The organism is Streptomyces aurantiacus JA 4570 (genome assembly GCF_000414115.1).
Taxonomy (GTDB): domain Bacteria; phylum Actinomycetota; class Actinomycetes; order Streptomycetales; family Streptomycetaceae; genus Streptomyces; species Streptomyces aurantiacus_A.
This window is the reverse complement of record NZ_AOPZ01000201.1, coordinates 1-22,234: the sequence shown is the minus strand read 5'-3', so window position 1 is coordinate 22,234 and position 22,234 is coordinate 1. Positions and strand designations below refer to the sequence as shown.

The window sequence follows — 22,234 nt, the reverse complement described above, 5'->3', positions numbered from 1 at the left end:
CGCACGCCGTGGGCGGCCAGGAACCGGGCGGCCCGGTCGGCCGCCGCGTCCAGCTCCGCGAAGGTGAGCGCGCGCTCGCCGAGCACCGCGGCCGTGCGGTGCGGGACGGCGCGGGCGGCGGACCGGAACACCTCGCCGAGCAGCAGACCGGTCATGCCCCCTGGTCCTACCACGGGGCGGCGCAGGGCGGAACGGCCGCGCGGGCCCCGGGCGAACCGTGGCCGAGACCACGCCACCCGGGCGTCGCCGAACGATCTACCCGTCGGTAGCATCCTGTGCCATGGCAGACACGGAGCAGGTGACGGAGCAGGACGGCCCCGGCGCGGGCGGGGCGGACGGCGCGCACACGGCCGACGGGGCCAAGGCGGCGAAGGCGGCCAAGGAAGCCGCCCGTGCCGAGCGCACGGCCGCCAAGCTGGCCAAGCAGATCACCGCGTTCGCGCGGGCGCACGGTGGCGCGGAGGGACAGGTCGCGTACATCGGCGAGCGCGGCGCGCGGATCGTCCTCGTCGGCGACGACGGCGGCTGGGGCGACCTCGTCGCACCGAGCCAGGCGATCGCGAAGGACGCCGTGGAGAAGGCCGGGATCACCGTCCACGAGGACTTCGACGGCGACTTCGCGGCCAAGGTGAAGACCGGACCGTACGAGTGGAAGCGCATGGCGGGCATCCAGATCGGCGGCCCGGCGGGCGCTTGAGACACGCGCGGGGCGGGCACGGAGTGACACGGTGAGCAACACCTGACACCGGGGTCACCCGTTAGGACCGTAAGAACACGGTCCACGCATGGGAGCCAGGATGATCGAAACGCCGTCCCTGGTCGACCAGCACTGCCACGGCGTCCTGCGCACGGAGCTGGGACTCGGCACCTTCGAGGCCCACCTCGGCCGGGGCGAGGGCCCGCCCGCCCCCGGCACCACCTTCTTCGACACCCAGACCGGCTTCGCCGTCCGCCGCTGGTGCCCGCCGCTGCTCGGCCTCGAACCGCACTGCCCGCCCGCCCGCTATCTGGCGCGCCGCCGCGAGCTGGGCGTCCTTGAGGCCGGGCGGCGACTGCTGCGGGGCAGCGGGATCACGACGTACCTCGTCGACACCGGACTGCCGGGCGACCTGACCGGACCCGGCGAACTGGCGACGACCGGCGCCGCCGAGGCCCACGAGATCGTCCGCCTGGAATTACTGGCCGAGCAGGTCGCCGACACCTCCGGCACCGTGGACTCCTTCCTCGCCAATCTCGCCGAGTCCGTGCACGGTGCCGCGAACGGAGCCGTCGCCTTCACCTCGGTCGCCGGGGTGCGCCACCGCCGCGCGCTCGCCGCCGAACCGCCGGGGCCGGGGGAGGTGCGCGGGGCGGCGGGGCGGTGGCTCGCCGGGCGGCAGGTGGGCGGCGAACTCGCCGACCCGGTGCTGCTGCGGCACCTGCTGTGGATCGCCGTGGCCTCCGGTCTGCCCCTGCAACTGCACACCGGCGCCGCCGACCCGCAGCGCTCCTTCGGCGACTTCGCCCGGTCCACGGCCGGACTCGGCACCGACCTCGTGCTGCTGCACGGCTACCCGCACCACCGCGCCGCGGCCCACCTCGCGGGCGCCTTCCCGCATGTGTACGCCGACTTGGGCCCCGCGCTCGTACGGACCGGGGCGCGGGCGGCGGCCGTGCTGGCGGAGATCCTGGAACTCGCGCCGTTCGGCAAGCTGCTGTTCTCCAGCGGCGCCCAGGGGCTGCCCGAACTGCACGTGGTGGGCGCGCACTTGTTCCGGGAGGCGCTGGGGCGGGTGCTCGGCACCTGGGTGGCCGAGGGCGCGTGGTCGCTGGCGGACGCGCAGCGGGTGGCGGGGCTGATCGCGGCGGGGAACGCGCGGCGGGTCTATGGGCTGGCGGAGGACTGACGGCCGAGGGCAGGTGTGACGGGGCCGACGACAGGCGAGGTCAGACCGGCGACTGGTGAGGTCAGACCGACGACAGCTGTGAGTCGTCCACCTGCGTGGGCATCTCCGCCTTGGGCTGCGGGCGCTCCCGCAGCGACAGCACCACCCGCAGCACGCCGATCCACACCAGGCACGAGCCGAGCATGTGGGCGGCCACCAGGACCTCGGGCAGGTCGGTGAAGTACTGGACGTAGCCGATCCCGCCCTGGAGCAGCAGGATCAGGAACAGGTCGCGGGTGCGGGCCAGCGGGCCGCGCGGGGCGTCGACCGCCTTCAGGACGAACCACAGCGCGAACGTCAGCGTCACCACGATCCACGCCAGGACGGCGTGCAGCTTGGTGACGCCCTCCCAGTCCAGGCCCACCGCGCCCACGTTCATGCGCGGTACGTCGCTGGAGTCGCCCGCGTGCGGCCCCGCGCCGGTCACGACCGTGCCGATCGCGATGAGCAGCACCGTGACGCCGGTCAGCACCCACACCAGCTGGGCGACGGCCTTGCCGACGAGCGGACGCGGATCCGCGTCGCCCTCCCGGGTGCGCTGCCACATGGCGGTGGCGACCGCGATCAGGGCGGAGGACAGCAGGAAGTGCGCCGCCACCGTGTACGGGTTGAGGCCGACGAGCACGACGATGCCGCCGAGCACCGAGTTGCCCATGACGAGCCAGAACTGGGCCCAGCCGTAGCGGGTCAGGCTCCGCCGCCACGGCTTCTGCGAGCGCACGGCGATGATGGCCCAGCCGATGACGGCACAGAGCACGTACGTCAGCATGCGGTTGCCGAACTCGATGACCCCGTGGAAGCCCATCTCGCTGGTCGCGGTGAGGGACTCGTCGGTGCACTTGGGCCAGGTCGGGCAGCCAAGGCCGGAGCCGGTCAGGCGGACGGCGCCGCCGGTGACCACGATGACGCACGTCATCACGAGCGAGGCGAGCACCGCGCGCTGGACGGTCCGTTCGGTCGGAGTCCAGCGTTCCGCGATGTAGGCGAGCGGATTGCGCGCTGCTTGAGCCACGTCGGCCCGGGTCACGTTTGGCACGCGCACCATCGTAGGGGTGCGCTTGTGCACGGCTTCACGAGGGGGACGTATCCGGTGCTTCTGTGACGGCGGTTACTCCCGTCGCGGGCACGCCCGGCTACTCCCAGCGGAAGAACCGCGCCGCCGCGCCGAGTCCAACGACCGCCCACACGGCGAGGATTCCGAGGTTCCCCCACGGCATCGACGCCCCGTGCTGCAGGACGTCCCGCAGGCCGTCCGAGAGCGCCGAGATCGGCAGCAGGCCGAGCGCGGCCTCGACGCCACCGGGGAACTTGTCGAGCGGCACGATGACGCCGCCGCCGACCAGCAGGAGCAGGAAGACGAGGTTGGCGGCGGCCAGCGTCGCCTCCGCCTTGAGGGTGCCGGCCATCAGCAGGCCGAGCCCGGAGAAGGCGGCCGTACCGAGGACCAGGAGCAGCAGCACCGCGAACGGGTTGCCGTGGGGCGACCAGCCGAGCGCGAAGGCGATGGCCGTGAGCAGCACGATCTGGAGCACCTCGGTGACGAGCACCGACAGCGTCTTGGCGGCCATCAGGCCCCAGCGCGGCAGCGGCGAGACGCCGAGCCGCTTGAGCACGCCGTACCGCCGCTCGAAGCCCGTCGCGATGGCCTGCCCGGTGAAGGCCGTCGACATCACGGCGAGGGCGAGGACGCCCGGCGTGAGGAAGTCCACCGCCTCGCCCGCACCCGTGTCGACGATGTCGACCGCGCTGAACAGGACGAGCAGGAGGGTGGGGATGACGACGGTGAGCAGCAGCTGTTCGCCGTTGCGCAGCAGCATCTTGGTCTCGAGCGCGGCCTGCGCGGCGATCATGCGGGGGAGCGGGGCGGCGCCCGGCTTCGGCGCGTACGTACCGGCGGCGCTCATCCGCGCAGCTCCTTACCAGTGAGCTCCAAGAACACGTCTTCGAGTGTGTGGCGTTCGACCGAGATCCGGTCCGGCATGACGCCGTGCTGGGCGCACCAGGAGGTGACGGTGGCGAGCAGCTGGGGGTCGACGGTGCCGCTGACGCGGTAGGCGCCGGGGGTGAGTTCGGCGGCGGCGGAGTCCGGGGGCAGGGCCTTGAGGAGGGAGCCGACGTCGAGGCCGGGGCGGCCGGTGAAGCGCAGGGTGTTCTCGGCGCCGCCGCGGCACAGCTCCTCGGGGCTGCCCTGGGCGATGACCTTGCCGGCGTCGATGATCGCGACGTCGTCGGCGAGTTCTTCGGCCTCGTCCATGTGGTGCGTGGTGAGGATCACGGAGACGCCGTCGCGGCGCAGATCGCGTACGAGGTTCCAGGTGGCCCGGCGGGCCTGCGGGTCGAGGCCGGCGGTCGGCTCGTCGAGGAAGACCAGTTCGGGCCGGCCGACGACGGCGAGGGCGAGCGCGAGACGCTGCTGCTGGCCGCCGGAGAGGCGCCGGTAGGTGGTGCGGCCGCAGGAGTCGAGGCCCAGGCGTTCGATGAGGGCGCCGACGTCGAGGGGGTGCGCGTGCAGCTTCGCGACGTGCCGCAGCATCTCGTCGGCGCGGGCGCCGGAGTAGACGCCGCCGGACTGGAGCATCACGCCGATGCGGGGCCGCAGCGCGGCGGCCTGCCGGACCGGGTCCAGGCCGAGGACGCGGACCTCGCCGGCGTCCGGCCTGCGGTAGCCCTCGCAGGTCTCGATGGTGGTGGTCTTGCCGGCGCCGTTGGGGCCGAGGACGGCGGTGACGGCGCCCGCGCGGACTTCCAGGTCGAGGCCGTCCACCGCGGTCTTTGTCCCGTACCGCTTGACCAGACCCACGGCCTGGACGACGGACTCATTTCCCATGCCGGGAAGTCTAGAGAGGGTGGCGGGGCCCCCGGCCAGCGGGCCTTGACCCGTGGCCCCCGGTCCTCGTACGGGACCGACGTCTCGGCCCGTACGACAGCGACGCCTCAGCCCGTACGAGGCCGATGCTCCGCCAGCCACCCCTCCGCGTACGCCACCGCCTCCGCCAGCGGGAACAGGCGGGCCGTCGCCGCCCCCACCGTGCCGCGCGCCACCGGCCGCTCCCGCTCGTAGTCCGCCCCCAGCTCGTCGAAGCGGTCGTCGGAGATGGAGGGCTCGCGCACCGTCGTCCAGCGGCGGCCCTCGTCGGTCATGACGGCGAAGGAGTTCTCGGTGAGCGGCGCCGGAAGGCGGTACTCCGCCAGATGGAAGGCCGTGCAGGAGCCGAAGCCCGCGCCCAGGAGCAGCACCCGTGCCCCGGCCCGTTCGAGCCGGGCCAGCGGGCTGCGCTCGCCGAGCCGGCAGTCCAGCGCGTGGCCGTCCATGAGGGCGTCGGCGCGGGGGCCGACGGCCGCGAACGACGTCTGCGGGTGGGCGCTGCGGACGGCGCCGGGCCAGGTGCGCACGGTCTCCGGGACGACGCCGACGCCGCGGGTGCGGGCGGTGCGCGGGTCGTACGCGGGCATCGTGGCGCGGATGGCGGGCCACCAGGCGGCGGGGACGGGAGGGTTCTCCCACTCGGAAGGATCCGAGTTGTCGCCGGACTGCGCGGGCACCACCAGGGTCCCCTCGTCACCCAGACAGTCGAACAGCGCGAGCACGACCGCTTCGGCGCCGCCGCTGACCCAGCCGAGGGAGCTGAGGGAGGTGTGCGCGAGGAGGGTGTCGCCGCGGCACACACCGAGGGCGCGCAATTCCTCCGCGAGGGAGTCGCGAGTGCACAAAGGGCCGGTGGGAGGGGGTGTCGGCATGATCGGGAGTCTTCCCGGAGGGGCCCGAACGCGCCACCGAATTGATCGATCAAAGATCGTTTCCGCAGGTCAGCTTAGGTTTACCTAAGTGATGCACGGCACCGAACAGTGATCCGGACGCGGCTTGTCAGGCTCTGAGGAATTACGCAACAATGGCGTTGTGAAAAACGTTGGCGAGGCTCGGGAGACCCCCACGGGGGCCCCTCAGGAAGAGCTCGCGACCGGGGAGCGGTCCACACGCAACCGGGTCGCGCGCTCCATCCTGGACCACGGCCCGTCCACCGTGGCGGACCTGGCGGGCAGGCTCGGCCTGACCCAGGCAGCCGTCCGCCGCCATCTGGACGCCCTCGTGCACGAAAATGTGGTCGAGGGCCGCGAGAAGCGTGTCTACGGCGCCCGGACCCGAGGCCGCCCGGCCAAGGTCTTCGCCCTGACGGACTGCGGCCGAGACGCCTTCGACCAGTCCTACGACAAGCTCGCGGCCGACGCCATGCGCTGGATCGAGCAGACGCACGGCGAGGCGGCGGTCGCCGAATTCGCCCGCGCCCGCATCGCCGAACAGGCCGAGGTCTACCGCGCGGCGATCGAGGCGGCGCCCCCGGAGCAGCGCACCGACGCCCTGGCGAAGGCGTTGACCGCCGACGGGTACGCTGCTACGGCGCGCAGCGCGCCGGTGGGCGAGCAGCTCTGCCAGCACCACTGCCCGGTCGCCCACGTCGCGGAGCAGTATCCGCAGCTCTGCGAGGCGGAGACGGAGATCTTCTCCGCGCTGCTCGGGACGCACGTCCAGCGCCTGGCCACCATCGCCCACGGGGACGGCGTCTGCACGACGTACATCCCCAAGGCGGCACCGCAGCCCGCTGAAGACACTGAGAACACTGCCAACACTTCTGCAAGCACGGCCGGGAGGAACCCCGCATGACTCTCCCCACGGAGACTGCCCACCCCGAACTCGAGGGTCTGGGTAAGTACGAATACGGCTGGGCCGACTCCGACACGGCCGGTGCCTCTGCCAAGCGCGGCATCGACGAGGACGTCGTCCGGGACATCTCCGCCAAGAAGAACGAGCCGGAGTGGATGACCAAGCTCCGTCTCAAGGGCCTGCGCCTGTTCGAGAAGAAGCCCATGCCGAACTGGGGCTCGGACCTCTCCGGCATCGACTTCGACAACATCAAGTACTTCGTGCGCTCCACGGAGAAGCAGGCGGAGTCCTGGGAGGACCTGCCCGAGGACATCAAGAACACGTACGACAAGCTCGGCATCCCCGAGGCGGAGAAGCAGCGCCTCGTCGCCGGTGTCGCCGCGCAGTACGAGTCCGAGGTCGTCTACCACCAGATCCGCGAGGACCTGGAGGAGCAGGGCGTCATCTTCCTGGACACCGACACGGCCCTGAAGGAGCACCCGGAGCTCTTCAAGGAGTACTTCGGCACGGTCATCCCGGTCGGCGACAACAAGTTCGCGTCGCTGAACTCCGCCGTGTGGTCCGGCGGCTCCTTCATCTACGTGCCGAAGGGCGTGCACGTCGAGATCCCGCTCCAGGCCTACTTCCGCATCAACACGGAGAACATGGGCCAGTTCGAGCGGACGCTGATCATCGTCGACGAGGACGCCTACGTCCACTACGTCGAGGGCTGCACCGCGCCGATCTACAAGTCGGACTCCCTGCACTCCGCGGTGGTCGAGATCATCGTCAAGAAGGGCGCCCGCTGCCGCTACACGACCATCCAGAACTGGTCGAACAACGTCTACAACCTGGTCACCAAGCGCGCCGTGGCGTACGAGGGCGCGACCATGGAGTGGATCGACGGCAACATCGGCTCCAAGGTGACGATGAAGTACCCCGCCGTCTACCTGATGGGTGAGCACGCCAAGGGCGAGACGCTGTCCATCGCCTTCGCGGGCGAGGGCCAGCACCAGGACGCCGGTTCCAAGATGGTCCACATGGCGCCGAACACCTCGTCCAACATCGTGTCGAAGTCGGTGGCCCGCGGTGGCGGCCGTACGTCGTACCGCGGCCTGGTCGAGATCGGCGAGGGCGCCGCGGGCTCCAAGTCCAACGTGCTGTGCGACGCGCTGCTCGTCGACACCATCTCCCGCTCCGACACGTATCCGTACGTGGACGTCCGCGAGGACGACGTGTCCATGGGGCACGAGGCGACCGTCTCCAAGGTCTCCGAGGACCAGCTCTTCTACCTGATGAGCCGCGGCCTCACCGAGTTCGAGGCGATGGCGATGATCGTGCGCGGCTTCGTCGAGCCGATCGCGAAGGAGCTGCCCATGGAGTACGCCCTCGAGCTCAACCGGCTGATCGAACTGCAGATGGAAGGCGCGGTCGGCTAAGCCCGTCCTCCTTAGCAGTCGCCAGATTTCTTGACGTAGGTACGTAGGAAGAGAGCAGACCGACAGCCATGGCTGAGGCTCAGAACATCCCGGTTGGTTCGACGACCGCCGGCCAGATCGCGGTGGCCGCCGAGTCGACCGTCGCCACGCGCATGAGCGCGCCCCCCTCCTTCGACGTGGCGGACTTCCCGGTCCCGCACGGCCGCGAGGAGGAGTGGCGGTTCACGCCGCTGGAGCGCCTTCGCGGGCTGCACGACGGCACCGCGGTCGCCACCGGCGACGGCGTGAAGATCGACATCGACGCCCCCGAGGGCGTCGTGGTCGAGACCGTCGGCCGTGACGACGCGCGGCTCGGCAAGGCGGGCGCCCCCGTGGACCGCGTCGCCGCCCAGGCGTACTCCGCCTTCGAGAAGGCCGGTGTCGTCACCGTGCCCAAGGAGACGGTGCTCACCGAGCCGATCCGCATCGCCGTGCACGGCGAGGGCGGCGTCGCCTACGGCCACCAGGTCATCGAGCTGGGCGCCTTCGCCGAGGCCGTCGTGGTGATCGACCACACCGGCGACGCGGTGCTCGCGGCCAACGTCGACTACATCCTCGGCGACGGCGCCAAGCTGACCGTCGTCTCCGTCCAGGACTGGGACGACAAGGCCGTCCACGTCGGTCAGCACAACGCGCTGATCGGCCGGGACGCCACCTTCAAGTCGTTCGTGGTCACCTTCGGCGGCGACCTCGTGCGGCTGCACCCCCGGGTGGCGTACGCGGGCACCGGCGGCGAGGCCGAGCTGTTCGGCCTGTACTTCACGGACGCCGGCCAGCACCAGGAGCACCGCCTCCTGGTCGACCACAACGTCCCGCACTGCAAGTCCAACGTCGTCTACAAGGGCGCGCTGCAGGGCGAGCAGGCGCACGCCGTCTGGATCGGCGACGTCCTCATCGAGGCCAGGGCCGAGGGCACGGACACGTACGAGATGAACCGCAACCTCGTCCTCACGGACGGCGCCCGCGTGGACTCCGTACCGAACCTGGAGATCGAGACCGGCGAGATCGTCGGCGCCGGTCACGCCTCCGCCACCGGCCGCTTCGACGACGAGCAGCTCTTCTATCTGATGGCCCGCGGCATCCCCGCCGACGAGGCCCGCCGACTGGTGGTCCGCGGCTTCTTCGCCGAGCTGGTCCAGCAGATCGAGGTCGACGACATTGAGCAGCGCCTCCTCGTGAAGATCGACGAGGAGCTGGAGGCGTCGGTCTGATGACATTCGTACGCGCCTGCGGCCTGAGCGAGCTGGAGGAGGACACCCCGAAGCGGGTGGAACTCGACGGCACGCCGGTCTCGGTCGTCCACACCGAGGGCGAGGTGTTCGCGGTCCATGACATCTGCTCGCACGCGAACGTCTCCCTCTCCGAGGGCGAGGTGGAGGACTGCCAGATCGAGTGCTGGCTGCACGGCTCCAGCTTCGACCTCCGCACCGGCAAGCCGTCCGGCCTTCCCGCGACGCGCCCCGTCCCCGTATACCCCGTAAAGATCGAAGGGGACGATGTGCTCGTCTCCGTCACCCAGGAGTCCTGAGGCACCATGGCAACGCTTGAAATCCGCGACCTGCACGTCACCGTCGAGGTCGAGAACGGCACCAAGGAAATCCTCAAAGGTGTCGACCTGACCGTGAAGCAGGGCGAGACGCACGCCATCATGGGCCCGAACGGCTCCGGCAAGTCGACCCTCGCCTACTCCATCGCGGGCCACCCCAAGTACACGATCACGCAGGGCACCGTCACCCTCGACGGCGAGGACGTCCTCGAGATGGAGGTCGACGAGCGCGCCCGCGCCGGCATGTTCCTCGCCATGCAGTATCCGGTCGAGGTCCCCGGCGTCTCCGTCTCCAACTTCCTGCGCACGTCGGCGACGGCGATCCGCGGCGAGGCTCCCAAGCTGCGCACCTGGGTGAAGGAGGTCAAGGAGTCGATGGCCGCGCTCCAGATGGACCCGGCCTTCGCCGAGCGCAACGTCAACGAGGGCTTCTCCGGCGGTGAGAAGAAGCGCCACGAGATCCTGCAGATGGAGCTCCTCAAGCCGAAGATCGCGATCCTCGACGAGACCGACTCCGGCCTGGACGTCGACGCCCTGCGCGTGGTCTCCGAGGGCGTCAACCGCATCCGCGAGACGGGTGAGGTCGGCACGCTCCTGATCACGCACTACACGCGCATCCTGCGCTACATCAAGCCCGACTTCGTGCACGTCTTCGCGAACGGCCGCATCGCCGAGTCCGGCGGCGCCGAGCTCGCCGACAAGCTGGAGAACGAGGGCTACGAGGCTTACGTGAAGGGTGGCGCATCCGCGTGACTGTGGCCCACCAGGGGCTTACCGGCCTCCTCGACACCGAGGCGCTCCGCAAGGACTTCCCGATCCTGGAGCGCACGCTCCACGACGGCAAGAAGCTCGTCTACCTGGACAACGCGGCGACGTCCCAGACGCCGCGCCAGGTCATCGACGTGCTCAGCGAGTACTACGAGCAGCACAACGCCAACGTCCACCGCGGCGTGCACGTCCTCGCCGAGGAGGCCACGGCGCTGTACGAGGGCGCCCGTGACAAGGTCGCGGAGTTCATCAACGCGCCCAGCCGCGACGAGGTGATCTTCACCAAGAACGCCTCGGAGTCGCTGAACCTCGTGGCCAACATGCTGGGCTGGGCCGACGAGCCCTACCGCGTGGACCACGAGACCGAGATCGTCATCACGGAGATGGAGCACCACTCCAACATCGTGCCGTGGCAGCTGCTCTCGCAGCGCACGGGCGCGAAGCTGAAGTGGTTCGGCCTCACCGACGACGGCCGGCTCGACCTGTCCAACATCGACGAGGTCATCACGGAGAAGACGAAGATCGTCTCCTTCGTGCTGGTCTCCAACATCCTGGGCACGGTCAACCCGGTCGAGGCGATCGTGCGCCGCGCCCAGGAGGTCGGGGCCCTGGTCCTGATCGACGCCTCCCAGGCCGCGCCGCACATGCCGCTGGACGTGCAGGCCCTGCAGGCCGACTTCGTGGCCTTCACCGGCCACAAGATGTGCGGTCCGACGGGCATCGGCGTGCTGTGGGGCCGCCAGGAGCTCCTGGAGGACCTGCCGCCGTTCCTGGGCGGCGGCGAGATGATCGAGACGGTCTCGATGCACTCGTCGACGTACGCCCCCGCGCCGCACAAGTTCGAGGCGGGCACCCCGCCGGTCGCGCAGGCCGTGGGCCTCGGCGCGGCGGTGGACTACCTCACCTCGATCGGCATGGACAAGATCGCCCAGCACGAGCACGCGATCACCGAGTACGCGGTCAAGCGTTTCCTCGAGGTCCCCGACCTCAAGATCATCGGCCCGGCCACGGCCGAGGAGCGCGGCGCCGCGATCTCCTTCACGCTCGGCGACATCCACCCGCACGACGTGGGCCAGGTCCTCGACGAGCAGGGCATCGCGGTCCGGGTCGGCCACCACTGCGCCCGTCCCGTCTGCCTGCGGTACGGAATTCCCGCGACCACGCGAGCGTCGTTCTATCTGTACTCCACGCCCGGCGAGATCGACACACTCGTCGAGGGCCTGGAGCACGTACGGAACTTCTTCGGCTGAGGGGCCTGGGACGTGAAGCTGGATTCGATGTACCAGGACGTGATCCTGGACCACTACAAGCATCCGCACGGGCGCGGTCTGCGCGACGGCGACGCCGAGGTGCACCACGTCAACCCGACGTGCGGCGACGAGATCACGCTGCGCGTGAAGTACGACGGCTCGCGCATCGAGGACGTCAGCTACGAGGGCCAGGGCTGCTCCATCAGCCAGGCCAGTGCCTCCGTCCTGAACGAGCTGCTCGTCGGCAAGGACCTCGCCGAGGCGCAGAAGATCCAGGGCGTGTTCCTGGAGCTGATGCAGTCCAAGGGCAAGCTGGAGCCGGACGACGCGATGGAGGAGGTTCTGGAGGACGCGGTCGCGTTCGCCGGGGTCTCGAAGTACCCCGCGCGCGTGAAGTGTGCTCTGCTGAGCTGGATGGCGTGGAAGGACGCGACGGCGCAGGCACTGGGCGCCGACGTCGAGGCCGCAGAGGCCGAAAGGAAGACGGCATGAGCGACAACGAGACGCTGACCACCAAGCCGGCCTCCGAGGAGGAGGTCCGCGAGGCGCTGTACGACGTCGTCGACCCCGAGCTGGGCATCGACGTCGTCAATCTGGGCCTGATCTACGGCGTCCACATCGACGACGCCAACATCGCCACCATCGACATGACGCTCACGTCCGCGGCCTGCCCGCTGACCGACGTCATCGAGGACCAGGCGAAGTCCGCGACGGAAGGCATCGTCAACGAGCTCAGGATCAACTGGGTCTGGATGCCGCCGTGGGGCCCGGACAAGATCACGGACGATGGGCGCGAGCAGCTCCGGGCGCTGGGGTTCAACGTCTGATTTCTTCTGGCTCGGGAGCCCGCCGCGGCACCTGAGGCGTCCCTTGAGGGCCCGCACCGGTCGGTGCGGGCCCTTTCGCGTGCGCCCGCCCGTGACTATGTACACCCGTACACATCGATGTGTACACTCGTACGCATGGGATACGGACTGCTGGCCGCGGCGATCGCGGCGGAGGTGGCCGGGACGACGGCCATGAAGTACAGCGAGGGGTTCAGCCGGCTGTGGCCGTCGCTGCTCACCGTGGCGGGGTATCTGCTGGCCTTCACGCTGCTCGCGCAGACGCTGAAGACGATGTCGGTGGGGACCGCCTACGCGATCTGGGCGGGGATAGGGACCGCCGCGGTCGCCGGGATCGGGATGCTGTTCCTCGGGGAGTCGGCGAGCCTGGTCAAGATCTCGGGCATCGTGCTCGTCATCGCGGGCGTCGTCGTCCTGAACCTCGGCGGGGCCCACTGATGGCGCGGCGGTACGACCCCGAGAGACGGCAGCGGATCATCGACGCGGCGATCCGGGTCGTGGGGGAGAAGGGCATCGCGGGGCTCAGCCATCGGTCCGTCGCCGCCGCGGCCGATGTGCCGCTCGGGTCCACGACGTACCACTTCAAGACCCTCGACGAGTTGATGGTGGCCGCCCTGCGGCAGACCAACGAGGGGTTCGCCGAGGTCGCGCGGAGCCGTGCCGCGCTGCGGGACCCGGAGGTCGACCTCGCCGGTGAGCTGGCGGCGCTGCTCGGCGAGTGGCTCGGGGGGGACCGGACGGGGGTCGAGCTGGAGTACGAGCTGTATCTGGCGGCCCTGCGCAGGCCCGCGCTGAAGCCGGTCGCGGCCGAGTGGTGCTCCGGCCTCGTCGACATCCTCGCCGAGCGCGCCGACGCCGCCACCGCGCACGGGCTCAGTGCGCTGATGGACGGCATCTGTCTGCAGGTGCTGGTCGCCGGGGACACCTACGACGAGGCGTACGCGCGGGAGATGATCGCGCGGCTCCTCAACTGCCCGCGCCCCGCAGGCGGTTGACCGCCGCCAGGGCCGCGTCCACGCTCGCCGTGACGTCGGTGACCGGGTACTGCACGTCGCGTACGACCCGGTCCGCGTCCACGACCAGGGTCAGCCGCTTGAGGCGGCTCACGCCCGCCGCGCGGAACGTCGGCAGGCGCAGGGCCGCCGTCAGGGCGAGCTCCGCGTCCGACAGGAGCGGGAAGCGCAGGCCCTCCTTGGCGGCGAACGCCCGCTGCTCGTCGGGGCGTTGGGTGGACACGCCGCGCACGGCCGCGCCCGCCGCCGTGAACTCCGCGAGCCGGTCGCGGTACGTGCACGACTCCAGGGTGCAGCCGGGCGCGCCCGGGATCGCGGACCAGCCGGGCGGGTAGGCGTCCTTGCGGGCGTAGGCGCCCGGGAAGCAGTACAGGACGGTGAACGGGGAGTCGCCGGGGCCCGAGGCCGCCCCCGTCGCCACCGGGTCCGTCAACTCGCCGTCGTCCGCGAGGAGTCGCAGCTCGGGCACCGTCGTGCCCAGCAGCTCGTGCACGCGTCGCGCTTCCTGTGAGGTCTCCGTCGGAGCCGTCGCCGTCATCTCTCCCTCTCCCAGCACCCATGTGTCCCCCCAGTCCTGAAGAGCGATCAGGACCGGCAGCAGGGCCCGCCCCCGCGGCGTGAGCCGGTACTCGTGGCGCGGCGGGCGGTCCTGGTACGGCACCCGGGCCAGGACGTCCGCGTCGACCAGCAGGCGCAGGCGCTCGGTCAGCACCTTGCGGGACAGGCCCAGTTCGGCCTGGAGCTCGTCGAAGCGGTGCACCCCGCGGGCCGTGTCCCGCACGATCAGCAGCGTCCACCAGTCGCCGACGACGTCCAGTGCCTGCGCGATGGCGCAGTGGGCGTCGCCGAGGCTCGTACGGCGTGGCATGTCCCTCACACTCTCCCCGGGCCGATGGGGCGTTGACCCGGAGCTTCGCATGCTGCCATAGTCCGTTCCCAAAAGGAACTCACTGGTTCAGTGCTTCACTGGCCCACTGTTTCGCCGGGGGTGGCATGCTGCGCGGGCTGCGCGACGTACCGAGGACCGTGTGGCTGCTCGCCGCGGGTCAGTTCTTCAACATGGTGGTGGCCTTCACCTTTGTGTACTTCTTCGTCTACCTGACGCACGAGCGCGGCCTGTCGGTCGCGCAGGCCGGGCTCATCAGCGGCCTCGGCGGAGCGGGGCAGGTCGCGGGCAACTTCACGGGCGGGTGGTTCGGGGACCGGTACGGGCACCGGCGTGTGCTGTTGGCCGGCTCGGTGATCAGTGGCGCGGGGGTGCTGGCGCTGCCCGTGCTGCCGGTGGCGCTGCTGTACGTCGTGCCGGTGCTCAGCCAGTACGCGGGCGGGTGCGTGCGGGCCGCCAACGGGGCGCTTGTCGCGGTGACCGTGCCGGAGGGGGCGCGGCGGCAGGGGTTCGCGGTGATGCGGTTCGCGGGCAACGCCGGGTTCACGGTGGGGCCGCCGCTCGGGGCGCTGGTCATCGCCCACTTCTCGTACGGCGTGCTGTTCGTCGTGGACGGGGTCGGCACGCTGGTCTTCGCCGCGTACGCTGCGCGCGTGCTGCCTGCGCGGGGTGTCGTCCCCGCCTCCGCACCGGCCCCGGACGCGCCCGGGGTGTTCGCCGCGTTGCGCGCGCGTCCTGCCGTGGTGGTGCTGCTCGGCGCGATCCTCGTCACCGACCTCGTCTATCGCCAGCAGTACTCGACGCTGCCGACGGACCTCGGTCGGCACGGGCTCGGTACCGGGTTCTACGGCTGGCTCCTCGCGATCAACGGTGGGCTCATTCTGCTGCTCGAACTTCCGGTGACGCTGGCGCTGCGGGGGCGGCGGCCGTTGCGGATCATCGGGGGTGGGGTGCTGTTGGTGGGGGCGGGGTATGGGGTGCTGGCGTTCGGGGTCGGGGCGGGGTCCGCTGTCGTGATGATGGCGCTGCTCACCGCGGGGGAGATTCTTTACAAGACGCCCGCCACGGCGTACGTCGCCGACAGTGCCCCTGCGCATGTGCAGGGGCGGTTCCAGAGTCTGTACTCGGGGGTGTCCGTGAGTGGGGTGGTGCTTTCCGCGCCGTTGGGCGGGGCGCTGTACACGGCTGCGCCGGGGGCTTTGTGGCCTGTTTGTGCGATGCTGGCCGGTCTGGCTGGGGTGCTGCTTCTGGGGGCGGGGCACATGTTTCGACCAGGGGTGGCCGGCACCGGGGCGCTGTGCCTACCCTTCCCCAAGCTCTCGGCTTCGCTCGAGCAGGGGAGACCCCACTCGCCGTGCGGAACGCCTGCCCACAGCGAGGAGCGGGCGGGGTCTGCCCACAGCGAGGAGCGGGCGGGGTCTGCCCCCAGCGAGGGGCGGGGCGGGGCTGGCCGCAGTGGGGAGCGGGCCGGGGCTCGCGCGTGCCGCCCGGGACGTGAGACGAGGGGCCAGGTCGGTTAGCTTCTGTGAGGTCGGCCCGGTTAGGTTTCACTCATGACCGAGACGCCTTCCCTTGACACTTCCCGTACGACCGGCGCCGTCGCCGCCGGGCTTGCCACCGTCGCCGCCGACGGCACCGTGCTCGACACCTGGTTCCCCGCGCCCGAGCTCGTCGCCGAGCCGGGCCCGGCCGGCAGTGAGCGGCTGACCGCCGAGCGCGCCGTGGAGCTGCTCGGCGAGGGCGCCGCGAAGGCCGTCGGGGCCGACGCCCGCCGTGGTGTGGAGGTCGTCGCCGTCCGTACGGTCATCGCGTCCCTGGACGACAAGCCGCTGGACGCCCACGACGTCTACCTGCGCCTGCACCTGCTCTCGCACCGCCTGGTCAAGCCGCACGGCGTGAACCTCGACGGCCAGTTCGCCTTCCTCGCCAACGTCGCCTGGACCTCGCTGGGCCCGGTCGCCGTCGACGACGTCGAGAAGGTCCGCCTCAACGCCCGCGCCGAGGGCCTGCACCTCGCCGTGACGTCCGTCGACAAGTTCCCGCGCATGACGGACTACGTCACGCCGAAGGGCGTCCGCATCGCCGACGCCGACCGTGTCCGCCTCGGCGCGCACCTCGCCGAGGGCACCACCGTGATGCACGAGGGCTTCGTGAACTTCAACGCGGGCACGCTCGGCACGTCCATGGTCGAGGGCCGCATCTCGGCCGGTGTCGTCGTCGGCGACGGCTCGGACATCGGCGGCGGCGCCTCCACCATGGGCACCCTGTCCGGCGGCGGCAACGTCCGCATCGTCATCGGCGAGCGCTGCCTCATCGGCGCCGAGGCGGGCGTCGGCATCGCGCTCGGCGACGAGTGCGTCGTCGAGGCGGGCCTGTACGTGACGGCCGGTACGCGCGTGACGATGCCCGACGGGGAGATCGTCAAGGCCCGTGACCTGTCCGGTGCCTCGAACATCCTCTTCCGCCGCAACTCGGTCACCGGCGCCGTCGAGGCCCGCCCGAACAACGCGGTCTGGGGCGGCCTCAACGACGTGCTGCACAGCCACAACTGATCGGCAACGTATCGCGTACGCAAGGGCGCCCCTCCGGCGAGGAGGGGCGCCCTTCGTGCGTATGCTGCGCGGCAACGGAGGGGAGATCGACATGAACAGGGCAGGTGTGCGCACGGTGGCCTCGGGGGCCGCCGCGGTGGTCGTGCTGCTCGCGGGGTGCGGGCAGAGCGTCGGGCGGGACGCGGCCGCGCGGGTGGATGGGGAGCGGAGGGCCGCGGGCGGTCACACGTACAAGCTCCGGCACAGCGACATCCCGTGGAGCGGGAGCCCGAGCCCCTTCGAGTCCCGGGTGAAGCTCGCGGACGGCCGCCGCGTGGCCATGCACTACCTCAAGAACAAGCGGCTCTACGTCCAGGACTACAGCCCCAGGGCGCGCGGCTGGTCCAAGCCCGCCGTCGTGTACCGCGCCAAGACCGACGCCTGCCAGGGCATCACGCTGAAGGCCAGGGCCGGCACCGTCGCCGCGATCGCCGACTTCGGGCACTACTGCGCCGACGGCGAGCCCCCGACGGAGTCCATCGCCGCCGTCGCGACCGGCCGCCTGACGAAGTGGGACCGCCACCTCACCGAGGACTTCGACGGCTGGGAGAAGGCCCTCGTCTCGGCGTCCGGCACGTCGGTCACGTTCAAGCGCGGCGGGGACACGCTGAAGTGGACCAAGGCGGGGGGATTCCCGAAGCCGTAGCGCGCTCTTCATGTCGGCGGTGGCCCGCCCCGGTGTTCCGGGCGGGCCACCGCCGTATCGTTTTCGCCGCCCAGGCATAGCGCCACACACCCGCGCACGTCACCACAGGCAGAGAGGCCGCGAGGGCAGCCGGGCCCCCGGCGGGAACGAGAAGGTGACGATGGATGCCGAAAGCCAGGACCGCTTCCGGGAGTTCGTGGCGGGCCGGTCCGCCGCACTGCTGAGAACGGCCGTGCTGCTGACCGGCGGCGACCGGCACGCGGCGGAGGACCTGCTGCAGAACGCGCTGGTCAAGGCTGCGGGCCGGTGGAACAGGATCGAGGACCCGGAGGCGTACGTCCGCCGGATCCTCTACCGGCAGCAGGTCAGCAGGTGGCGCCTGAAGTGGCCGCGGCGCGAGGTCGCCGTGGCCGAGCCGCCCGAGCGCGCCGGCGCCGACACGGCGGGCGGCGCCGAGCTGCGGGTGGTCATGCGGGCGGCGCTCGCGCGGCTGACTCCGCGCCAGCGCTCGGTGCTCGTCCTGCGCTACTACGAGGACCTGCCGGAGGCCGAAGTGGCCCGGATCCTCGGGTGCTCCGTCGGCACCGTCCGCAGCACCACGCACCGCTCGCTGGCCCGCCTGCGCTCCCTCGCGCCCGAGCTGGCCGGGCTCGGCCCGGCCGCCGCCGAGTCCTCGCCGTCCCGTGACATCTCGCCTGTGGAGGTACGTCCGTGAATGTCGACAAGCTGGTGCGCGAGGCGCTCCAGGAACAGGCCACCGAGCAGGACGGACCGCGGGGCGACCTCGCGGGCCGGGTCCTCACCGCCAGGCGGCGCCGCCGCACCCGGGCGATCGCGGGGGCCGCCCTCGGCACGGCGGCCGTGGTGGCCGCGGCGGTGGGCGTGACCGCGTTCGGCACCGGCGGCTCCGACGGCTCGGGAGGCGACGACCCGCGCCCGGCGGGCCGGACCCACGGCGGCGACGTCATCGCGCACCCCGACCAGTCCGTCCCCCGCGATTTCGTCGCGGCCGGGAACGTCGGCATGGCCGGATACGCCGTCAGCCGCGACATCCCGCAGAAGAACGGCGACAGCCTCCTCGTCCGCCAATACTTCCTGCTGAACCCCGCGACCAAGAAGTACGAGAAGGCCGACGCCAAGTGGGCCTGGGTCGCCGTCGCCCCCGGCATGCGCACCGCCGCCGTACTGGAGGGCGAACTGCCCGCACGCCGCATCGGGATGCTCGACCTGAGGACGGGCGAGGTGACGCGCTGGATCACGACCGATCGCCCCGTCGCCGCCGTGGAGTGGTCGCCCGACGGCAAGCGGCTGCTCGCCACCGCGTACAGCAAGAACCCGGACCGGCTGATCGACCGGCCCGGCGACCACGCGATCAGCGGACCGCAGCCGCACCCCAGCCGCACCGGCTACTTCGTGATCGACGCCGGGTCCGGCGAGGTCGGCCCGTTCCGCCCGCTGCCGCAGCCCCGGGCGGAGAAGGACGGCTACTTCCCCGGCGTCTCGCGCGAGGACATGCACTGGAACAGGGACGGCACGCGGCTGTTCGTCATGGTGTACGAGGGCCCCCGCGGCGCGAACTACCGCGACTGGTACACGCCCGGCGGCGCGAAGACCCCGGCGCCGCCCGGCGAGCGGCACACGGGCTGGCCGCGGGCCGGACTCTCGCCCGACGGCAAGCTGCTCGCCGACGACAGCCACGCCAGGACCTCGGCGATCCGTGACCCGAGGACCGGCAAGGAAGTGGCGCGGGTGCCCAGCCAGGAACAGCTCGCCTGGGCCGACAGCAAGCGGCTCGTCGCGTTGGCCTGCGACCCCGCGCGGTGCACCGGCGACGCCTTCGGCATGCGGCTCGTCGTCGTCACCGTCGGCAGCGAGAAGGCCGTGCCCCTGACCGCCATCCGCAAGTCGCCCGAGGGCTACAAGCGGCTGTGGAGCCCGATGCTCACCACACGCTGAACGGCCCCGGCGGGAAGCGCTCCGCCAAGCGCCTCATACGCCGCCAGCAGCCCGTCGACGGTCTCCTCGTCGGCGGGCCGCAGGGGTGCCCGGACCGGGCCCGCGGGCAGGCCGAGCGCGTTGAGCAGCGCCTTCGCCGTGACCGTGCCGGGCAGACCGGAGGCCATCACCAGCTCGATGAGTTCGGTGAGCTGCCGCTGGCCGCGCGCCGCGCCCGCCGTGTCGCCCGCGTCGAACGCGTCCACGATCGCCCGCAGCGTGCGCGGCGCGACGTTGGCGACCGTGCTGATGTACCCGGCGCCGCCGAGCGCGTACAGCGGAAGCACGAACTCGTCGCAGCCCGTGTAGTACGCGAGGTCCGAGTGCGCCATCACCTTGGCGGAGCCGAGCAGGTCGTACGCGCAGTCCTTGACCCCCACGATCCGCGGATGTTCCGCGAGGCGCAGCATCGTGTCCGGCTCGACGCGGGTGCCGGTGCGGCCCGGGATGTCGTACAGCAGCACCGGCAGGCCCGACACGTCCGCGACCGCGCGGAAGTGCGCCTCGACCGCGTCCTGCGGCGGCTTGCTGTAGTACGGCGTGACCACGAGCAGGCCGTCCGCGCCCGCCTTCTCGGCCTGCAGGGCGAGTTCGGCGGCGTGCGCCGTGTCGTTGCTGCCGACGCCCGCGACGACGGTGGCCCGGTCGCCGACCGCCTCCCGGACGGCGTGCACGAGTGCCGCCTTCTCGGCGTCCGAGGTCGTCGGGGACTCCCCGGTGGTGCCGGACAGGACGAGGCCCTCGCAGCCGTCCGCGACCAGGCGGTCGGCGAGGAGCTGCGCGCCGTCGAGATCGAGGGCCCCGGACGCCGTGAAGGGCGTGATCATCGCGCACAGGGCGCGGCCGAAGGGGGCGGACGCGGATGCCCTTCCGGGCGGGGAGGCTGCGGTCATAAGGGCAGTGTCGACGCGCCCGTGATGAAGCTCCACTTAATTCTGCTACGAGGTAGTGCGCAGGACTGCTACAACGTGCGCGGGGGCAGGGCGGGGAAGCAGGTCAGAGACCGTACCAACTCGCCCCGGAATGCGTCACCATGGCGGGAGCCGGGCGCGCGGGCGTCCGGACGTCGACCGGTCGTTCACAGGAGGCACCATGAGGCTGGGCAGGGCAGTCGCCACCGGAATCGCCGAGGAGAACACCGGGGAGCACCCGGCAGTCGAGGAGATCCACCCCGAACTGACCCTGGAAGCCGAGGAGTTGCTCGCGGCGCCACCCGTCGAGGTGCCCGCGGGCCGATGAGGTTCCGGCTTCCCGAGGAACGCCCCGAGGAGCCGCCCACCGGATACAAGATCGCCCACCCGATGCTGTCCCAGGACGGCACCCGGGCCGGATTCACCGGCGTCTCACTGGGCGGCTCGCTGCCGTACGGCGCGCTCGACGAGGCCCGCTGCGCCTACGGCAGACGGCACCGCGCACCGAACCGGCGCTGCGACTGCGGCTTCCACTGCGTGCACGAACGCGCCGCGGCGGAAGGGCTGTTGTGCACCGCCGAGCACCGCAGGGCGGCGCTGCTCCAGGTGACGGTGCTCGGCGCGTACATCCGCTTCGAGCAGGGCTTCCGGTACGCACGCCAGCGGGTGCGCTCGATGACGGTCCAGCCCTGCGGCTGCGGCGCGGCCGCGGCCCGCCTCGCGGACGCCGGGTGGGGCAGGCCGGGCTGGCGCGCCCTCGAAGGCGTCTGCGGCACGTGCGGGCGCGGCGGCGGGCGGGCGGTGGTGAGCCTCGGCCGGTTCGCGGCCGTGGCCGGGGAAGGACTGCGCGTCGTGGCGGAGCCGCCGGTGTCCGCCGACCCCGTCGCCTCCGACCCCGCAGCCTCCGGCCTCGGCCTGCCCGAGCTGACCGCCGAGGCGGCACTGCTCCAGGCCCGGCTCGACTGGTTCCAGAGCCAGTTGGGTCGGCTTCGTGAACGGGACTAGGCGCTCCGCCGGGGCGGGCATGGCCGGAGTGTGACACGTGTCTCCGAGGCCGCGTTGACGGGCCGGGGCGGGCGCAGGACCCTCGGGCCATGACCTCGCATCCGTACGAGCGTTACGTCGCCGTCGGAGACAGCCAGACCGAGGGCCTCGGCGACGGCGACGAACGGCAGGGCTACCGCGGCTGGGCCGACCGGCTCGCGGAGATCCTCGCCGTCGGGCACCCCGACTTCACGTACGCCAACCTGGCCGTGCGCGGCCGCCTGGCGGAGCAGGTCAGGGACGAGCAGCTGGGCCCGGCCCTGGAGCTCAAGCCCGACCTCGCGACCGTGGTGGCGGGCGTCGGCGACCTGGTCCGGCCCGGCTACGACGCGGCCCGCACCGCGCGTGCCGTCGAGGAGATGTTCGCCGAACTCACCGGGGCGGGCGCGCGCGTGGTCACCGTGACCTTCCCCGACATCGGCCGCATCGCCCCGCTGGCCCGCCGCGCCCAGCCCCGCGTCATCGACCTCAACGCCCGCATCCGCGCCGCCGCCGACCGGCACGGCGTCCTGGTCCTCGACCTGTTCCCGCAGCGGTTCACCGCCGACCCGCGGCTGTGGAGCCGCGACCGCACGCACGCGAGCCCGGTCGGCCACGCCCGCATCGCCGCCGGCGTCGCCGACGCGCTCGGCCTCACCGGCTACGCGGACTGGGCGCGCCCGCTGCCCGCGCCCGCCCCGGTGTCGGCGCTCGGCGG

The 22,234-nt window shown here is 71.7% G+C and carries 26 protein-coding genes; 20 read left to right on the top strand and 6 right to left on the bottom strand.

What is annotated here, in order from left to right:
- Window positions 1-280 precede the first annotated feature (280 nt).
- Complete coding sequence (locus STRAU_RS19975; RefSeq protein WP_016642183.1) at window positions 281-697, top strand: hypothetical protein; 417 nt, start codon at window positions 281-283, stop codon at window positions 695-697.
- Between the two features lie 100 nt (window positions 698-797).
- Window positions 798-1,886, top strand: a complete 1,089-nt coding sequence (locus tag STRAU_RS19970; protein ID WP_016642182.1) for an amidohydrolase family protein — start codon at window positions 798-800, stop codon at window positions 1,884-1,886.
- 61 nt (window positions 1,887-1,947) lie between these two features.
- On the opposite strand, the gene STRAU_RS19965 is transcribed toward STRAU_RS19970, so the two are convergent.
- The 4 genes from STRAU_RS19965 to STRAU_RS19950 form a co-directional block, all read right to left on the bottom strand.
- Window positions 1,948-2,970, bottom strand: a complete 1,023-nt coding sequence (locus STRAU_RS19965) for a COX15/CtaA family protein (RefSeq protein ID WP_078621359.1) — start codon at window positions 2,968-2,970, stop codon at window positions 1,948-1,950.
- A gap of 88 nt (window positions 2,971-3,058) precedes the next feature.
- Window positions 3,059-3,829, bottom strand: a complete 771-nt coding sequence (locus tag STRAU_RS19960; protein WP_016642180.1) for an ABC transporter permease — start codon at window positions 3,827-3,829, stop codon at window positions 3,059-3,061.
- Window positions 3,826-4,752 (bottom strand): ABC transporter ATP-binding protein, encoded by a 927-nt coding sequence (locus STRAU_RS19955; RefSeq protein ID WP_016642179.1) that lies wholly within the window; start codon window positions 4,750-4,752, stop codon window positions 3,826-3,828. The genes STRAU_RS19960 and STRAU_RS19955 overlap by 4 nt, the downstream gene beginning before the upstream one ends.
- A 107-nt stretch (window positions 4,753-4,859) precedes the next feature.
- Window positions 4,860-5,663: an AAC(3) family N-acetyltransferase gene (locus tag STRAU_RS19950; RefSeq protein ID WP_037660611.1), complete on the bottom strand. Its 804-nt coding sequence runs from the start codon at window positions 5,661-5,663 to the stop codon at window positions 4,860-4,862.
- A gap of 160 nt (window positions 5,664-5,823) precedes the next feature.
- On the opposite strand from STRAU_RS19950, the gene STRAU_RS19945 reads away from it, so the two are divergent.
- The 10 genes from STRAU_RS19945 to STRAU_RS19900 all read left to right on the top strand — a co-directional run bounded on the left by STRAU_RS19945 (window position 5,824) and on the right by STRAU_RS19900 (window position 13,446).
- Window positions 5,824-6,585: a helix-turn-helix transcriptional regulator gene (locus STRAU_RS19945; RefSeq protein ID WP_037660608.1), complete on the top strand. Its 762-nt coding sequence runs from the start codon at window positions 5,824-5,826 to the stop codon at window positions 6,583-6,585.
- Window positions 6,582-8,003, top strand: coding sequence for a Fe-S cluster assembly protein SufB (gene sufB, locus STRAU_RS19940; RefSeq protein ID WP_016642176.1), 1,422 nt, complete (start codon window positions 6,582-6,584; stop codon window positions 8,001-8,003). The genes STRAU_RS19945 and sufB overlap by 4 nt, the downstream gene beginning before the upstream one ends.
- A gap of 68 nt (window positions 8,004-8,071) precedes the next feature.
- On the top strand, window positions 8,072-9,253 hold the full coding sequence (sufD, locus tag STRAU_RS19935; RefSeq protein ID WP_016642175.1) for a Fe-S cluster assembly protein SufD: 1,182 nt from the start codon (window positions 8,072-8,074) through the stop codon (window positions 9,251-9,253).
- Window positions 9,253-9,570, top strand: coding sequence for a bifunctional 3-phenylpropionate/cinnamic acid dioxygenase ferredoxin subunit (locus STRAU_RS19930; RefSeq protein ID WP_016642174.1), 318 nt, complete (start codon window positions 9,253-9,255; stop codon window positions 9,568-9,570). Before sufD ends, STRAU_RS19930 begins: the two co-directional genes overlap by 1 nt.
- 6 nt (window positions 9,571-9,576) lie before the next feature.
- Complete coding sequence (gene sufC / locus STRAU_RS19925; RefSeq protein ID WP_016642173.1) at window positions 9,577-10,341, top strand: Fe-S cluster assembly ATPase SufC; 765 nt, start codon at window positions 9,577-9,579, stop codon at window positions 10,339-10,341.
- Complete coding sequence (locus tag STRAU_RS19920; RefSeq protein WP_052029173.1) at window positions 10,338-11,606, top strand: cysteine desulfurase; 1,269 nt, start codon at window positions 10,338-10,340, stop codon at window positions 11,604-11,606. Before sufC ends, STRAU_RS19920 begins: the two co-directional genes overlap by 4 nt.
- Window positions 11,607-11,618: 12 nt before the next feature.
- The gene (gene sufU, locus STRAU_RS19915) at window positions 11,619-12,098 is read left to right on the top strand and encodes a Fe-S cluster assembly sulfur transfer protein SufU (RefSeq protein WP_016642170.1); all 480 of its coding nucleotides are present in this window, start codon (window positions 11,619-11,621) and stop codon (window positions 12,096-12,098) included.
- Window positions 12,095-12,433 carry a metal-sulfur cluster assembly factor gene (locus STRAU_RS19910; protein ID WP_016642171.1) on the top strand — a complete coding sequence of 113 codons (339 nt, stop codon included), beginning with the start codon at window positions 12,095-12,097 and terminating at the stop codon, window positions 12,431-12,433. The genes sufU and STRAU_RS19910 overlap by 4 nt, the downstream gene beginning before the upstream one ends.
- Window positions 12,434-12,550: 117 nt before the next feature.
- Complete coding sequence (locus STRAU_RS19905) at window positions 12,551-12,889, top strand: DMT family transporter (protein WP_078621357.1); 339 nt, start codon at window positions 12,551-12,553, stop codon at window positions 12,887-12,889.
- Window positions 12,889-13,446, top strand: a complete 558-nt coding sequence (locus STRAU_RS19900; protein WP_016642168.1) for a TetR/AcrR family transcriptional regulator — start codon at window positions 12,889-12,891, stop codon at window positions 13,444-13,446. The genes STRAU_RS19905 and STRAU_RS19900 overlap by 1 nt, the downstream gene beginning before the upstream one ends.
- Here the strand turns inward: STRAU_RS19900 and STRAU_RS19895 are convergent.
- Window positions 13,418-14,332, bottom strand: coding sequence for a winged helix-turn-helix transcriptional regulator (locus STRAU_RS19895; RefSeq protein WP_016642167.1), 915 nt, complete (start codon window positions 14,330-14,332; stop codon window positions 13,418-13,420). The two genes, STRAU_RS19900 and STRAU_RS19895, sit on opposite strands and share 29 nt — an antisense overlap.
- 125 nt (window positions 14,333-14,457) lie before the next feature.
- Between STRAU_RS19895 and STRAU_RS19890 the strand changes: the two genes are divergently transcribed.
- From STRAU_RS19890 to STRAU_RS19870, 5 genes are all read left to right on the top strand, one after another.
- Window positions 14,458-15,870, top strand: coding sequence for an MFS transporter (locus tag STRAU_RS19890; RefSeq protein WP_016642166.1), 1,413 nt, complete (start codon window positions 14,458-14,460; stop codon window positions 15,868-15,870).
- A 33-nt stretch (window positions 15,871-15,903) separates the two neighbouring features.
- Window positions 15,904-16,902: a 2,3,4,5-tetrahydropyridine-2,6-dicarboxylate N-succinyltransferase gene (gene dapD / locus STRAU_RS19885; protein ID WP_016642165.1), complete on the top strand. Its 999-nt coding sequence runs from the start codon at window positions 15,904-15,906 to the stop codon at window positions 16,900-16,902.
- Between the two features lie 91 nt (window positions 16,903-16,993).
- Window positions 16,994-17,587 (top strand): hypothetical protein, encoded by a 594-nt coding sequence (locus tag STRAU_RS19880; protein WP_259299945.1) that lies wholly within the window; start codon window positions 16,994-16,996, stop codon window positions 17,585-17,587.
- A 160-nt stretch (window positions 17,588-17,747) separates the two neighbouring features.
- Window positions 17,748-18,302, top strand: coding sequence for a SigE family RNA polymerase sigma factor (locus STRAU_RS19875; protein ID WP_037660605.1), 555 nt, complete (start codon window positions 17,748-17,750; stop codon window positions 18,300-18,302).
- A complete protein-coding gene (locus STRAU_RS19870; RefSeq protein WP_016642162.1) occupies window positions 18,299-19,543 on the top strand; it encodes a TolB-like translocation protein in 1,245 nt (414 codons plus the stop codon). The genes STRAU_RS19875 and STRAU_RS19870 overlap by 4 nt, the downstream gene beginning before the upstream one ends.
- Here the strand turns inward: STRAU_RS19870 and dapA are convergent.
- Window positions 19,504-20,475, bottom strand: coding sequence for a 4-hydroxy-tetrahydrodipicolinate synthase (gene dapA / locus STRAU_RS19865; RefSeq protein ID WP_016642160.1), 972 nt, complete (start codon window positions 20,473-20,475; stop codon window positions 19,504-19,506). The genes STRAU_RS19870 and dapA overlap by 40 nt on opposite strands.
- Window positions 20,476-20,674: 199 nt before the next feature.
- Here dapA and STRAU_RS43040 point away from each other — a divergent pair, with 199 nt between their 5' ends.
- From STRAU_RS43040 to STRAU_RS19855, 3 genes are all read left to right on the top strand, one after another.
- Window positions 20,675-20,821: a hypothetical protein gene (locus tag STRAU_RS43040; RefSeq protein ID WP_016642159.1), complete on the top strand. Its 147-nt coding sequence runs from the start codon at window positions 20,675-20,677 to the stop codon at window positions 20,819-20,821.
- Entirely contained in the window at window positions 20,818-21,498 is a 681-nt protein-coding gene (locus STRAU_RS19860; protein WP_016642161.1) for a hypothetical protein, read from the top strand. The genes STRAU_RS43040 and STRAU_RS19860 overlap by 4 nt, the downstream gene beginning before the upstream one ends.
- A gap of 89 nt (window positions 21,499-21,587) precedes the next feature.
- On the top strand, window positions 21,588-22,234 hold a 647-nt coding region (locus STRAU_RS19855), incomplete at its 3' end, for an SGNH/GDSL hydrolase family protein (RefSeq protein WP_037660602.1).

Bases quoted from the DNA above. Each gene is read 5' to 3' on its own strand.
- STRAU_RS19975 (WP_016642183.1), top strand. From the start codon at position 281: ATGGCAGACACGGAGCAGGTGACGGAGCAGGACGGCCCCGGCGCGGGC.
- STRAU_RS19970 (WP_016642182.1), top strand. From the start codon at position 798: ATGATCGAAACGCCGTCCCTGGTCGACCAGCACTGCCACGGCGTCCTG.
- STRAU_RS19965 (WP_078621359.1), bottom strand. From the start codon at position 2,970: ATGGTGCGCGTGCCAAACGTGACCCGGGCCGACGTGGCTCAAGCAGCG.
- STRAU_RS19960 (WP_016642180.1), bottom strand. From the start codon at position 3,829: ATGAGCGCCGCCGGTACGTACGCGCCGAAGCCGGGCGCCGCCCCGCTC.
- STRAU_RS19955 (WP_016642179.1), bottom strand. From the start codon at position 4,752: ATGGGAAATGAGTCCGTCGTCCAGGCCGTGGGTCTGGTCAAGCGGTAC.
- STRAU_RS19950 (WP_037660611.1), bottom strand. From the start codon at position 5,663: ATGCCGACACCCCCTCCCACCGGCCCTTTGTGCACTCGCGACTCCCTC.
- sufB (WP_016642176.1), top strand. From the start codon at position 6,582: ATGACTCTCCCCACGGAGACTGCCCACCCCGAACTCGAGGGTCTGGGT.
- sufD (WP_016642175.1), top strand. From the start codon at position 8,072: ATGGCTGAGGCTCAGAACATCCCGGTTGGTTCGACGACCGCCGGCCAG.
- STRAU_RS19930 (WP_016642174.1), top strand. From the start codon at position 9,253: ATGACATTCGTACGCGCCTGCGGCCTGAGCGAGCTGGAGGAGGACACC.
- sufC (WP_016642173.1), top strand. From the start codon at position 9,577: ATGGCAACGCTTGAAATCCGCGACCTGCACGTCACCGTCGAGGTCGAG.
- STRAU_RS19910 (WP_016642171.1), top strand. From the start codon at position 12,095: ATGAGCGACAACGAGACGCTGACCACCAAGCCGGCCTCCGAGGAGGAG.
- STRAU_RS19905 (WP_078621357.1), top strand. From the start codon at position 12,551: ATGTGTACACTCGTACGCATGGGATACGGACTGCTGGCCGCGGCGATC.
- STRAU_RS19900 (WP_016642168.1), top strand. From the start codon at position 12,889: ATGGCGCGGCGGTACGACCCCGAGAGACGGCAGCGGATCATCGACGCG.
- STRAU_RS19895 (WP_016642167.1), bottom strand. From the start codon at position 14,332: ATGCCACGCCGTACGAGCCTCGGCGACGCCCACTGCGCCATCGCGCAG.
- STRAU_RS19890 (WP_016642166.1), top strand. From the start codon at position 14,458: ATGCTGCGCGGGCTGCGCGACGTACCGAGGACCGTGTGGCTGCTCGCC.
- dapD (WP_016642165.1), top strand. From the start codon at position 15,904: ATGACCGAGACGCCTTCCCTTGACACTTCCCGTACGACCGGCGCCGTC.
- STRAU_RS19880 (WP_259299945.1), top strand. From the start codon at position 16,994: ATGAACAGGGCAGGTGTGCGCACGGTGGCCTCGGGGGCCGCCGCGGTG.
- STRAU_RS19875 (WP_037660605.1), top strand. From the start codon at position 17,748: ATGGATGCCGAAAGCCAGGACCGCTTCCGGGAGTTCGTGGCGGGCCGG.
- dapA (WP_016642160.1), bottom strand. From the start codon at position 20,475: ATGACCGCAGCCTCCCCGCCCGGAAGGGCATCCGCGTCCGCCCCCTTC.
- STRAU_RS43040 (WP_016642159.1), top strand. From the start codon at position 20,675: ATGAGGCTGGGCAGGGCAGTCGCCACCGGAATCGCCGAGGAGAACACC.
- STRAU_RS19860 (WP_016642161.1), top strand. From the start codon at position 20,818: ATGAGGTTCCGGCTTCCCGAGGAACGCCCCGAGGAGCCGCCCACCGGA.